At 64.6% G+C, this 12,748-nt stretch carries 9 protein-coding genes; 8 read left to right on the top strand and 1 reads right to left on the bottom strand.

What is annotated here, in order from left to right; all coding sequences use genetic code 11:
- Positions 1–327: 327 nt before the first annotated feature.
- The 5 genes from VH499_RS09285 (at position 328) to VH499_RS09305 (ending at position 7,342) form a co-directional block, all read left to right on the top strand.
- Entirely contained in the window at positions 328–1,902 is a 1,575-nt protein-coding gene (locus VH499_RS09285; protein ID WP_332052432.1) for an outer membrane beta-barrel protein, read from the top strand.
- A 4-nt stretch (positions 1,903–1,906) separates the two neighbouring features.
- Positions 1,907–2,599 carry a polysaccharide biosynthesis/export family protein gene (locus VH499_RS09290; protein WP_332052433.1) on the top strand — a complete coding sequence of 231 codons (693 nt, stop codon included), beginning with the start codon at positions 1,907–1,909 and terminating at the stop codon, positions 2,597–2,599.
- Positions 2,600–2,743: 144 nt separating this feature from the next.
- The gene (locus VH499_RS09295) at positions 2,744–5,137 is read left to right on the top strand and encodes a GumC family protein (protein ID WP_332052434.1); all 2,394 of its coding nucleotides are present in this window, start codon (positions 2,744–2,746) and stop codon (positions 5,135–5,137) included.
- 31 nt (positions 5,138–5,168) lie between these two features.
- Entirely contained in the window at positions 5,169–5,942 is a 774-nt protein-coding gene (locus VH499_RS09300) for a metallophosphoesterase family protein (protein WP_332052435.1), read from the top strand.
- Between the two features lie 158 nt (positions 5,943–6,100).
- Positions 6,101–7,342, top strand: coding sequence for a phosphatase PAP2 family protein (locus tag VH499_RS09305; RefSeq protein WP_332052436.1), 1,242 nt, complete (start codon positions 6,101–6,103; stop codon positions 7,340–7,342).
- 18 nt (positions 7,343–7,360) lie between these two features.
- Here VH499_RS09305 and VH499_RS09310 read toward each other — a convergent pair whose 3' ends face one another.
- A complete protein-coding gene (locus VH499_RS09310; protein WP_332052437.1) occupies positions 7,361–8,650 on the bottom strand; it encodes a nucleotide sugar dehydrogenase in 1,290 nt (429 codons plus the stop codon).
- A 197-nt stretch (positions 8,651–8,847) separates the two neighbouring features.
- Between VH499_RS09310 and VH499_RS09315 the strand changes: the two genes are divergently transcribed.
- The 3 genes from VH499_RS09315 to VH499_RS09325 all read left to right on the top strand — a co-directional run bounded on the left by VH499_RS09315 (position 8,848) and on the right by VH499_RS09325 (position 12,748).
- Complete coding sequence (locus tag VH499_RS09315) at positions 8,848–10,236, top strand: outer membrane beta-barrel protein (protein WP_332052471.1); 1,389 nt, start codon at positions 8,848–8,850, stop codon at positions 10,234–10,236.
- 262 nt (positions 10,237–10,498) lie between these two features.
- Positions 10,499–11,731: a 3-methyl-2-oxobutanoate dehydrogenase (2-methylpropanoyl-transferring) subunit alpha gene (locus VH499_RS09320; protein ID WP_332052438.1), complete on the top strand. Its 1,233-nt coding sequence runs from the start codon at positions 10,499–10,501 to the stop codon at positions 11,729–11,731.
- Between the two features lie 3 nt (positions 11,732–11,734).
- A complete protein-coding gene (locus VH499_RS09325) occupies positions 11,735–12,748 on the top strand; it encodes an alpha-ketoacid dehydrogenase subunit beta (RefSeq protein ID WP_332052439.1) in 1,014 nt (337 codons plus the stop codon).

The following is a 12,748-nucleotide window of genomic DNA, read 5'->3' on the forward strand; positions in this document are numbered from 1 at the left end:
CTGGTCGCACCGCCCGCCCCGCCGATCGTCAGCCTCCTGCCGCCACCAGCCGGTGTGGCGCAGACAGCGGGCAGCCCCACGACGACTTCCACGTCCACATCGGCGCCCCTCGCGTCGCCGTCTGGGAACTCATACATTGCGCCCGCGACGCCGACGCCGGTGGTCTCGCCGCAGAACATTTGCACGACCGCTAGCTGCACCTGACGTTCAGCCGTGCAGATCGTCGTTCAGCCCGTCATCGGACCTCTGCCCGGATGGCCGCAAACGCCCATGTCGATTAGCGTACGCCGTACCCGGTGGATTTGGACGCCGATCCTCGGATGGGCCTTGCTGTCCGGACAGGCGTCGACCGTCCTGGCGCAAGTCGGCAGCACGCCGGTGGTTGGTCCATCAGGCAGCGGACCGGGGACGGGGACGACGGCAATCGATCCCGGCGCCGGCACGGCGACGAACGACGGGACGGTTCCGAACGGGTCGCCGGGCGGGCAGCCGGACGCCAGCGGTGTGACGCTGAAGCCCGCCGTCACGACCGACAAGGCCATCAGTCCGGCGACGGCGCTGCCCGCGATTACACCCCCGGCCGGTGCCGCTTCCTCGACCACCGGCCCCAGCGTCAATGCGCCGACAGCCGCCGTCGGCGCGAACGATGTGACGGCGCTGCCGTCCTACGGGACGACCATCGTCAACGCGCCGTTCGGCGCCAGCCTTCCCATCGAGCCGGCGATCGGAGGAACCGAGAGTGCGGTCAACAGTGAACTGGGCATATCGGTCGGCTCGTTCCGCCTCTCTCCCCAGATCGAAGTCAATGTCGGCACCGACAGCAACGTCTTCGCACAGGCGCAGTCGCTGGGAACAGTAGGCTCCCTTTATACGACCATCGCGCCGACGCTCGATTTGCGGTCGGACTGGCTCAATCACGACTTGCATATCCTGGCGAGCGGCATCACGGGCTTTTACGCCAGTGCACCGACGCAGAATTATCTCAATTACACGCTGCAGGCCGACGGCAAGATCGACATCTACACCGATTTCTATGCCACCTGGTCGGCCGCCTTCAAGCAGACCACCGAGGCGCTCGGCACGCCGAACGTGGCCTTCGCGCAGGCGCCGACGGTCGTGGACTCGATCCCCCTCAATGTCGGCCTTTATCAGCGCTTCAACCGGCTCTTCTACCAGCTGAAGGGTTCGCTAACCCGCTTCACCTACTACGACTACAGCGCCATCATCGTGAACGGCCTGCCGGCCTCCAGCCGTGACCGCACCGAGTATGTCGAGTCGCTGCGCATCGGCTACGATGTCTTCGACGAACTGGCGTTGTTCGTTCAGCCCGAGCTCAATCAGCGCCGCTACCTCAATCCGGTCAACTCGGTCGATCAGGACCGCGATTCCAACGGACAGCTCATGAATGTCGGCGCGACGTGGTCGCCTTCGCCGGCAACCAAGCTCGAGGCGACGGTCGGCTATCAGAACCAGGTGTACCAGACCTTCGGCGGCGCGACCTCGGCGTTCACTTTCAGCTTGTCCGGAAGCTGGAACGGCTATGAGCCGCTGACGCTGCGTCCCTCGATCCAGCGGTCGATCGCCGAAACAGCGCTCACGAACTACAAGAACTACGTGGCGACGACCTACGGTGTCGATTTCAACTACCTGATCCACGATGCCTGGACGGCGGTCGGAGGCGTCGCCCTCGTCACCGCGGACTATACGCCGGTCGAGGGGTCTGGCGCTGCCCCGCGTACGGACACCATCTTCCGCGGCCAGATCGGCCTCCTTTATTCGCTGAGGCCCCAGGTGCAGATCGGCCCCTTCTTCGAATACACCACGGGAAGTTCGACCGATCCGACCACGGGGCCGTCGTACGATCGCGAAGTCATTTCCGTGCGGCTGATCGCAAGACGGTGACGGTGTGCTGAACAAGTTCGACATCCGGCGTCGCGTGGACGCCTCCTCTCTCTGGAAGGCGGTGTTGGCGGTCCTCGCGGCCGGCGCCTTCCTGTCGGCCGCGGCGTGCGAAACCCGCACCACCGGCGTCACGCAACTTCCGGTTCCTCCGGCCAGAGATGTGGCGTCGTTCAGCACTCCGCCTCCCACCAGCGGTCCGCCGTACCAGCCGAGCAGCGAGTGCCGGGCCGGCACCGGCAGCTACCGACTGGGAGCTGGCGACAAGATCCGTGTGGTCGCTCTTCAGGACGCGGAATTTTCCGGCGACTACGAGGTCAGCGCCACGGGAGGCATATCGCCCCGCATGCTGGGCTCGGTCCAGGTCGTCGGAAAGACCTTGAACGAGGTCGAGGAGCTGTTGCGCGAGCGCTACAGGGCAAGCGGCTACCTGATCTCGCCACGTCTCAGTGTCGAACTCGTGGCCACTCGTCCATTCTACGTGCTGGGCGAGGTGGCCCGGTCCGGGGCGTTCGCGTATGTGAATTGCCTGCGCGTCATCCAGGCCGTAGCGATTGCCGGAGGGTTTACCCGCCGAGCCGCCAAGACCCGGATCACCATCAAGAGATTTTACTCGCAGGCCGCCGAGGAAGAATATGTAACCGAGGACACGCTGGTCGAGCCGGGCGACGTGATCCGGGTGCCCGAGAGATATTTTTAATAGCATCGGCTATGCAACTTTGCTATATGTCATGGCCGAAGTTTTGGATGAGCTGAATTCGATTACGTATTGTCATACTTAAGAGATTTCGCGCCTTCGAGGCGCAGGATGGATTTAATGGGACCGCTGCGTAAGATTGAGCATATGGGGGACGACGATCAGGGCAACCTGCCTGCCGGTCCCGACTCGCTGGGTTCGGCTGGTCCCGCCGGTGACACGTCGAACGAGCTCTGGGAATGGCTGCGGCTTCTCAACCGGCGCAAGGCCCTCATCGTCGGCGCCGGCCTGGTGGCCGTCGCGATCATGGCGCTGATCATTGCCCAGCAGACGCCGCTCTACAAAGCATCGTCGCGGGTCATGCTGGATACCCGCACCTTCAAGGTGATCAACTCCGAAGCGGCGCTGTCCGGAGTCGACACCCTCAACCTCGGTGCGATCCAAAGCGAACTGGAAGTCATCCAGTCGGAGTTCCTGATCGGCCGTGTCGTCGACCGTCTCGGCCTTGCCTCCAATCCGGACTTCAACGGCTCCAGGCCGCCGGGCTTTCTCGATGCGACGATGGCACCGATCCGGGATCTGTGGCAGTCCGGCATTTCATCGCTCCTGGCGCCGCCGCCACCGCAGCGTAGCGCACCGGCCGCTCCGGCGCGGCAGGCGCGCAACGAGGACAACGATCCTGCCCGGCGCGCCGCCATCGCCACGGTGGCGGGCCATCTCACCGTTTCCCTGCTCGGCCGCACCTTCGTCATCATCGTGACGGTCGAAAGCCCCAACGGCACGATGTCGGCGCGCATCGCCAATGCCATCGCCGAGGTCTATCTCGCCGACCAGGTCGACAACAAGAACGAGGCCAACCGGCGGGCGACGGAATGGCTGGAAGAGCGGCTGGCCGAGCTGCGCCGCAATCTGCAGGCCGCCGACGAGGCGGTCGCCACCTATCGCCGCGACAAGGGTCTCGCGGGCAGTCCCGAGGGCGTCGTCTCGACGCAGACGCTCTCCGATCTCAATTCCAAGTACCTGTTGGCCAAGACACGCCGCATCGAGAAGGAGGCCCGGCTCGTCGCCCTCAGCAAGGCGAGCCTGAACCCGGCCGAGCTTGCGGGCATTGCCGAGGTCACGAGCAATGCGACCCTGAACGCGTTGCGCACGCAGGAGCTGGATCTCAATCGCAAGATCGCCGAGCTTTCCACCCAGTTCGGGCCCAACCATCCGCGACTGGTCCAGGCCCGCAGCGAACTCGCGGCCGTCCACGCGCGCTTCCTGCAGCAGACGCAGAGCATCACGAACGGCATCCGCGCCGAGCTCGAGGCGGCCAAGGCCGAGGAGGCAGAGCTGAAGGCGCAAGTTGAGCGCGCCTCGGTGATGTCCGGCACGGCGAGCCAGTACGAGGCCGAGCTCAAGCAGCTCGAGCGCGAAGCACAATCGAACCGTACGCTCTATGAAAGCTTCCTCAACCGCTTCAAGGAGCTGCGCGAGCAGCAGGACATCCAGCGCGCCGATGCGCGCATTCTTGCCTATGCCTGGCCGTCGAATGCACCGTCCTCGCCGCAATACAAGACCGGCCTGTTCGCCGCCTTCATCGTCGGCTGCCTGCTCGGTATGGCGGGGGCCATTGCGGCGGAGAAGCTCGACCGCGTCTTCCGCTCGGCGTCGCAGGTCGAGAAGGCCACCGGCGTCGCCGTGCTCGGCATGATTCCGCTGGTCAAGAGCACGCTCGGGCAGCGCGCCAACATGGTTACCCAGGTTGTCGATCGAACGACTTCCTCGGCGGCGGAGGCGATGCGCGCGGTGTTCACGGCCATCAGCCTCAGCAACCTCGACCGGCCAGCCCGCATCATTGCGGTCACGTCTTCCACGCCGGGCGAGGGCAAGACCACCTTCTCGGCGGCGCTGGGTGGACTGCTCACCAAGATGAACGCCTCGCGTCGGGTGCTGCTGGTCGATCTCGACCTGCGCCAGGCGAAGCTCGCCATCGCCCTCGGCATGAAGGATCGGACGGGCACGATCGACGAGTACCTGATGGGCACGCGGACGCTGGACGAGTGCATCCACCGCCACGAGCCGTCGGGCGTCGACTATATCTGCGCCCGGTCCGATACGCCGAATGCGCCGGAAGTCCTCGAATCGCATGCCATGAAGGCGGCGCTCGCCACATTCGCCGACCGCTACGACCTCGTCATCCTGGACAGCCCGCCGGTCATGGCGGTGTCCGATGCCCGCATCGTGTCGCAGCTCGCCGACTACACGATCTTCATCGTGCACTGGGCGAAGACGCCGCGCGACGTGGTGAAGAGCGCGGTGGCGGCGCTGATGAGCGTCACCGATCGGATCGGCATCGTCATCAACAAGGTGAATCTCGCCAAGCATGCGATGTACGAGTACGGCGATTACGGCGACTACTATTCGCGCTACCGCGGCTACTACGGTACCGCCTATGGCGGAGGCGGCGCCGCTGCTGCGCCGCCGACCAAGGCGGGTACGGCCGAGGAAACCAGCGGCATCGCCAAGCTGACGCGCATCGTGCCCAGGATGAAGTAGACCCCGATATTTCCGGGGTGAACTGAGACCCATGATCTTTCGTCGGTTGTTCGGACGCGGGCCCACCGGCCGGCCGGGCGCAATCCCGGCGGGCGAAGCGGTGTACGCCGTGGGCGACATCCATGGACGTTTCGATCTCTTGCAGGACTTGCTGGCGCGCATCTTCGATGATGCCGACCGTCATCGGACCGATGCCCGGCGCAGCCTGATCTTTCTCGGCGACTACGTCGACCGCGGCCCGGAGAGCCGCAGTGTCGTCGACGCGCTTCTGCAGGATCCGTTGCCGGGCTTCACTACCATCCGTCTGATGGGCAACCACGAGGAGGCTCTTCTCTCCTTCCTCGATGGCCTGACCGACGGCCTCGACTGGCTGGCGTTCGGCGGCCTCGAAACCCTGCTGTCCTACGGCGTCTCGCTGCGCCACCTGCCGCGGACGGACGACGCCGTGGGAGCACTTCGCCGGTCGGTCGCGACCGCCGTTCCGACAGATCATGTCGAGCTGCTGCGCCGCTGCAGCCTGCACCACAGCGTCGGGGACTACCTGTTCGTGCATGCCGGCGTCCGGCCGGGCGTGCCGCTGGAGAAGCAGACGCCGACCGATCTCATGTGGATCAGGGATGATTTCCTGCGCAGCAGAGTCCCGATGCCAGAACGTGTCGTGGTGCACGGCCATACGATCTGCGACTTCCCGCAGGATCGACCGCATCGCATCAACATCGATACCGGCGCGTTCGCCAGCGGCCGGCTGACGTGTCTTGTCCTGCGCGCGGCGAACCGGCGGTTCATTTCCACCTCCGACCGCTGAGCGCATCGCTTGCCGTTCTCGACACACCTCATCTTGGTCCACGAGCCTGATCGGCCGATCGAGTCGAATGCAGTCATCGGACCGAGCTGCGGGGCAATCACGCAGCATGCAGGTGGGCGTGATATGTCGCGACGAAAAAGGCGAGAGGCAGATCCGAAATGACGGGCGTCCAGCGCGCGGCCGTAGGTTCGATACCCCTCGGTGTCCTGTTCCTTCAGGTACTCGGCCTGGCCGTCCCTCAGGCGCTGCCGTCGAGCTTGCTGGTGAGCTCCGTCAACTCGCCGCTTTTCACGAGCACCGCGCTCGCAATCTCCGTCCTTGCCTTTCGTCGTGGCGCGGTCGGCCAACTGTTGTCGATCGGTGCCGCCATTGTGATCGTCCTGATGACTCTGCTGGTCGCGACCGGCACCGGCCTCCGGGACTCCTGGGCATTCGCCCTGCTTGGATTTTGGTTTGCCGCGCTGTTCGTATCGGGCACCAGGATTGCCAAGGCCGACCGTCCAGGAGGGCTTCGCGAATTCGATCGGGTGCTTGTCATGTTCGCCTTGCCGTTCGCGATCCCGCTGACGCTCGCGGGCCTCTGGATCACCGGCCACATTCTCCAGACCACCTACGACAACTATTTCTATGCATTCGACGGGCTCCTGCCGGTTCCAGTGGCTCGCGGTCTCGCCCGATTTTGCGCCGACCATCAATGGGCATGGCAGGCCTGCAGCATCGTCTACTATGATTTCCTGCTCGTCCTCTGTGCCTTCGTCGTTCTCCGATGGCGCCAGGACGGCGAAGCCGCCGGCCAGCTCCTGGCCCGTTGGGTTTTCGCCACGCTTGTCGGCTATGCCCTGTACTACTGGCTGCCGGGCGTGGGACCGGACGTCGCCTTCTATGGAGGCGGATCAAATCTCGACTCGTTGCCAAGCCCCGGACAGGTCGAGTTGACCCTGCTCAGCGGCTTCGAGGGGCGGCCTCGCAACGCGATGCCGTCGCTCCATGTCACCTGGGCCCTGCTCATCGCCTTCACGTCCATTGAGCTCGCGACGTTGGTACGTGCTTTCGGTGCCCTCTATGCGCTCGCAACCGTCGTGGCGACGCTCGGTTTGCGCGAGCACTACTTGATCGACCTTGTCGTTGCCGTTCCGTTTGCCGTCGCGGTGCATGCGAGCGTGAGCCCGATCGGGCAAAGGGCAGACACGAGAGCGAAGCTCGTAGCCGTTCTCGGCGGCGCGGCAATGACCGGCGCATGGTTGCTCACCATTCGCTATGGCACGGCGTCGTTGCGCGGTGCTCCTTCGATCGCAAGCTTGCTCGTAATCGCCACGATACTGGCCTCGGGCTGGTTGCTCTTCCGGAGCGAAGGGAGAGCGGATCTGAAGGTGCGCAGCGCGGCGCGCGCCGTGACATGACGAGACCGACGAACGCGCCTATAGCCTCCAGAGCGTGACATCCGCGGGGGCGGAGGCACGGTCGAGGAGGGCGGGTACGTCGGCGACGAATCCGTCCGGTTTCAGCAAGCCCCTGACCAACGACCAACCGCCTTCCCGGTAGGGGCGGTGGGCGACCGCGAGGACCACCGCGTCGGCAGGTTCGAGCGCGTTCAGGTCTTTCAGCGCGAGGCCGTACTCCTCGCGCAAGAGGTCGCCGTCGGCCATCGGATCGTGCAGCTGCACACTGATGCCGAAGTCTTCCAGTTCGCGCACGATATCCACCACGCGGGTATTGCGGATGTCGGGCACGTTCTCCTTGAAGGTGACCCCGAGGACCGTCACCAGCGGCCGGCCATCGCGGGCACGCCGCATGATGCTGCGGGCGACGCGATTGGCCACATAGACCCCCATGCCGTCGTTTACGCGCCGCCCGGAATGGATGACGTGCGGGTGGTAGCCCACTTCCTCCGCCTTGTGGGCGATGTAGAAGGGGTCGACGCCGATGCAGTGGCCCCCGACCAGGCCCGGCCGGAAGGGCAGGAAATTCCATTTGGTGCCTGCGGCCCTCAGGACGTCCCGGGTGTCGACGCCGAGCCTGTCGCAGATCAGGGCAATCTCGTTGATCAAGGCGACGTTGATGTCGCGCTGGGTGTTCTCCAGCACCTTTGCGAATTCCGCGATCTTGATCGATGCGGCCCGATGGGTGCCGGCGCTGACGACGCTGCGGTACACGGCGTCGACAATGTCGAGCGCCTCGGGCGTGTCCGCCGAGACGATCTTCAGGATATTGTCGAAGCGCCGCTCCCTGTCGCCGGGGTTGATGCGCTCGGGCGAATAGCCGACGTTGAAGTCCAGCTTCCACGTGAGGCCTGACGCCCGCTCGAGAAGCGGGATGCAGACATCCTCCGTCACCCCCGGATAGACGGTCGATTCGTAGACGACGATGTCGCCTTTCTTCAGGCAACGGCCGATCGCCTCGGAAGCCTTGCGCAACGGCTCCAGGTCCGGCTGCTTGCTGGCGTCGATCGGCGTGGGCACCGTGACGATGTGAAAATCGGCGCGCCGCAGGTCGTCGACATTGGCTGTGAAATTCAGCGTCGGGGCGCGCAAGTCGGACGATTGGACCTCGCCGGTGCGATCGTGACCCTTGGACAGTTCGGCAATGCGCCGACCGTCGATGTCGAAGGCCACGACGGACACGCCTGTCCTGGCGAACGTCGTCGCCACGGGCAGGCCGACATAGCCCAGGCCGATCACGGAAATATGCCGCCTCTCGCGCCCGGACATTCTCATCGGCGCCAGTTGGGCACGGAAAGTCGCGACATCTTTCGTGAAAGCATACTCTATTTTGCACCGAAAGTCACGGAATCCACGAGCCGTGCCGGCAAGGTACCACTTGGGCCAGCGAGCGGCGTCAAAGCAGTTCTCTTTGGCTCGTGTCCATATTAAAGTCTTTGCACGCTACCAACTGCAAGGAACTGTTGATGCGCGAGCAGAGGTCCACAAATCGTCCCTCGCCCTTCCCCCGCGGGCAGAGGGACAGGTCTTTGAGTCGGTTGGCGAGACGTTTTCTACGCTGGGAAGTGATCGCTTTCGTCGCTGCCGGCTGGAGCGGGAGCGCGCTGGCCCAAGCCCCGACGGCGTATGGCACCGCGGCGCCGCAGCAACGATACGCCCCTCCGCCCGGGCAAGACTTTTTGAACCCGCGCGAGCAAGCGGCCGAAAGCTATGCGCCACAGGGCGTAAAGGTGGGATCGTTCCTGTTGTTTCCCTCGCTCGAACTCGACGAGGCCTACAACGACAACATCTATGCGTCGTCGTCCGGAAAGGTCGGAAGCTTTGTCCAGGTCGTAAGCCCGAGCGTGCAACTGCGCTCGCAATGGGGACAGCACGCGCTGAATTTCTTCGCGCGAGGCAACTTCGGCTTCTACAGCGCCGACGCCACGCAGAATTATCAGGATATCAATGCCGGCTTCGAAGGTCGGTATGACATCAGCCGCGAGTCCAACTTTTATGGCGGTGCGGCCTACACCCGCGCGCACTATTTCCCGGGCACTCCGAACGCCGTGAGCGGTTCCTTTCCGATCGCCATGTACAATCAGTACACGACGAACGCCGGTTACTATCAGCAGTTCGGGCGTTTCCGGGCCCGCCTGGACGGCCGCTTCGACGCCTACGACTACCTCAACAACGGACAGAACATCAATCAGGGGTTTGCCCCCAACAGCGACCTCAATCGCATCGAGCTCAGGGAAAGCCTGCGGGTAGGCTACGAATTCCTGCCGGGCGCCGAGATCTGGACGAGAGGGGCCTTAAACCAGCGGGACTACCAGAACAGTCCGGACTCGTCCGGTCTCTTCCGCAATTCTTCCGGCTACGAGGTCGTCGGCGGCTTCGCTTTCCTGCTCAGCACGATCACGTCGTTCGAGGTGTTCGCGGGCTACATCCAGCAAAACTATGTGGACCCTGCCTTCCCCACGATCAGTGTCCCGACCTTCGGCCTGACCGGCTACTGGAGCCCAACCCGTCAGATCCTCGTGAAACCGTATATCCTCCGCACCATCGACGACTCCTCGCTCTCGGACGCGGCCGCCTACATCAATACGACCGGCGGCCTGGACGTGAACTACAGTTTCCGGCCGAACATCCGTCTCGACGGTCACGCCGACTATACGGTGGCCAACTATCAGACGGCGCAGGGCACGGCGGGCCGATATGACCAATACGTCACGGTCCGCGCCGGCGTCATGTACCTGCCCACGCCCAACTTCTTCGTCGGACCGACCTATCAATTCGTGCATCGCACATCCAATCAGGTCGGATTCGACTACGACGACAATCAGATCCTGCTTCGCCTCGGCGCGCAGCTCTGAGCCAAGGCAGCCCGCCGGCGAACCGACGGTCCTGATATGATGAACCCTGGCGCCGCCATGGCGCCAGGCTGGCCGCGTGGTATGCCCTGTGATCGTCCCAAGGCGATCACTCCGTGCCCGCACGTTCAGCTGCGACTCGGCCGATGCGATAGCACCTCTCTCGCCGATCCCGCTACGCTATGATGTGAAACGGCCCGCTTTGCGTTGCCGCGCCCGACTGCGCCACCGGCAGACAATACGAACGTTGAGTCCCGAGGTTGTCATGTCCCATCCAAGCCCGCTCACTTTCCATGTGCCGGAACCGGCCGTGCGGCCCGGCGGCACGCCGGACTTCAGTGAAGTGCCCATCTCCCGAGCGGGCGAGGTACGGCGGCCTGACGTGACTGCCGCACCTGAAGACATTCGCGATCTCGCCTTCGCCATTATCCGGGTCCTCAATCGCGACAGCGAGGCGATCGGCCCGTGGGCAGGTCTCTTGAATGACGCCGAGCTCCTCGAAGGCTTGCGCCACATGATGACCCTGCGTGCCTTCGACGCGCGGATGCAGATGGCGCAGCGCCAGGGCAAGACGTCCTTCTACATGCAGCATATGGGCGAGGAGGCGGTGAGCTGCGCCTTCCGCAAGGCACTCGAGCCGGGCGACATGAACTTTCCGACCTACCGGCAGGCTGGGCTGTTGATTGCCGGCGGCTATCCCATGCTCGACATGATGTGCCAGATCTACTCCAACGAGCTCGATCCCCTGAAGGGCCGCCAGTTGCCGGTCCTGTACTCGTCCCGGGAGCACGGCTTCTTTTCGGTCTCGGGCAATCTTGCCACCCAGTACATCCAGGCGGTCGGCTGGGCGATGGCGTCGGCCATGAAGCGCGACACCAGGGTCGCAGCCGGCTGGATCGGCGACGGTTCGACCGCCGAGTCCGACTTTCACGCCGCCCTTGTCTTCGCCTCCACCTACAAGGCGCCGGTCGTGCTCAACATCGTCAACAATCAGTGGGCGATCTCGACCTTCCAGGGAATCGCCCGGGGCGGCGCGGGCACCTTCGCGGCGCGCGGCCTGGGCTTCGGCATTCCGTCGCTGCGCGTCGACGGCAACGACTATCTCGCCGTCCATGCGGTCGCCAGATGGGCGGTCGAACGCGCGCGCCGCAATCTGGGGCCGACGCTGATCGAGTACGTGACCTATCGGGTCGGCGCGCATTCCACCTCGGACGACCCGTCGGTCTACCGACCGAAGGCCGAGTCGGACGCCTGGCCGCTGGGCGACCCCGTGCTGCGCCTCAAGAACTGCCTGATCCGCCGCGGCGCCTGGTCGGAAGAGCGACACAAGCAGGCCGAGGCGGAGATCATGGCGTCGGTCATTGCCGCCCAGAAGGAGGCGGAAGGACATGGCACGCTCCATTCGGGGCCGCATCCCTCGGCCCGCGACATGTTCGAGGGCGTGTTCGAGGAGATGCCGCCGCATCTCCGTCGGCAGCGGCAACAGGGAGGAATCTAGCCGATGCCGCGCAAGACAATGGTCGAGGCGATTCGTGACGCCATGGACGTCTCCATGCAACGCGACGACAACGTCGTCGTGTTCGGCGAGGATGTCGGCTATTTCGGCGGCGTGTTCCGGTGCACCCAGGGGCTGCAGCAGAAATTCGGCTCGAGCCGCTGCTTCGACGCGCCGATCAGCGAGTCGGGCATTATCGGCGCTGCGGTCGGCATGGCGGCCTACGGGCTTCGGCCCTGCGTCGAGATCCAGTTCGCCGACTATATGTATCCGGCCTACGACCAGATCGTGTCGGAAGCGGCGCGAATCCGCTACCGCTCGAACGGCCAGTTCACCGTGCCTATGGTGGTGCGCATGCCGACGGGCGGCGGCATCTTCGGCGGCCAGACCCACAGCCAGAGCCCGGAGGCGTTGTTCACCCACGTCTCGGGCCTCAAGACCGTCGTGCCCTCCAATCCGTACGATGCCAAGGGGCTGCTGATCGCCGCCATCGAGGACAACGATCCGGTGATCTTTCTCGAACCGAAGCGGCTCTACAACGGCCCGTTCGACGGCCATCACGACCGGCCGGTGACCCCGTGGGCCAGGCATCCCCAAGGTGAGGTGCCCGACGGCCACTATACGATTCCCCTGGGCAAGGCGGTAATCCGTCGCGAAGGCGCCGCGGTGACCGTGTTGGCCTATGGCACCATGGTGTTCGTGGCCGAGGCGGCGACCAGGGAAGCAGGCATCGATGCCGAGATCATCGATCTGCGCACGCTGGTGCCGTACGACCTCGACATGATCGTCGCCTCGGTGAAGAAAACCGGCAGATGCGTCGTCGTGCACGAGGCGACCCTGACGTCCGGGTTCGGCGCCGAGCTCAGTGCGCTGGTGCAGGAGACTTGCTTCTATCATCTCGAGGCGCCGGTCGTGCGCGTCGCCGGCTGGGATACGCCCTATCCGCATGCCCAGGAGTGGGACTATTTCCCGGGGCCGGCACGGGTCGGGCGTGCCCTGAAGGCCGTGATGGAGGCCTGA

It is taken from the genome of Reyranella sp., from assembly GCF_036558665.1.
Lineage (GTDB): Bacteria > Pseudomonadota > Alphaproteobacteria > Reyranellales > Reyranellaceae > Reyranella.

Bases quoted from the DNA above. Each gene is read 5' to 3' on its own strand.
- VH499_RS09300 (WP_332052435.1), top strand. From the start codon at position 5,169: ATGATCTTTCGTCGGTTGTTCGGACGCGGGCCCACCGGCCGGCCGGGC.
- VH499_RS09305 (WP_332052436.1), top strand. From the start codon at position 6,101: ATGACGGGCGTCCAGCGCGCGGCCGTAGGTTCGATACCCCTCGGTGTC.
- VH499_RS09320 (WP_332052438.1), top strand. From the start codon at position 10,499: ATGTCCCATCCAAGCCCGCTCACTTTCCATGTGCCGGAACCGGCCGTG.
- VH499_RS09325 (WP_332052439.1), top strand. From the start codon at position 11,735: ATGCCGCGCAAGACAATGGTCGAGGCGATTCGTGACGCCATGGACGTC.
- VH499_RS09315 (WP_332052471.1), top strand. From the start codon at position 8,848: ATGCGCGAGCAGAGGTCCACAAATCGTCCCTCGCCCTTCCCCCGCGGG.
- VH499_RS09295 (WP_332052434.1), top strand. From the start codon at position 2,744: ATGGGGGACGACGATCAGGGCAACCTGCCTGCCGGTCCCGACTCGCTG.
- VH499_RS09310 (WP_332052437.1), bottom strand. From the start codon at position 8,650: ATGTCCGGGCGCGAGAGGCGGCATATTTCCGTGATCGGCCTGGGCTAT.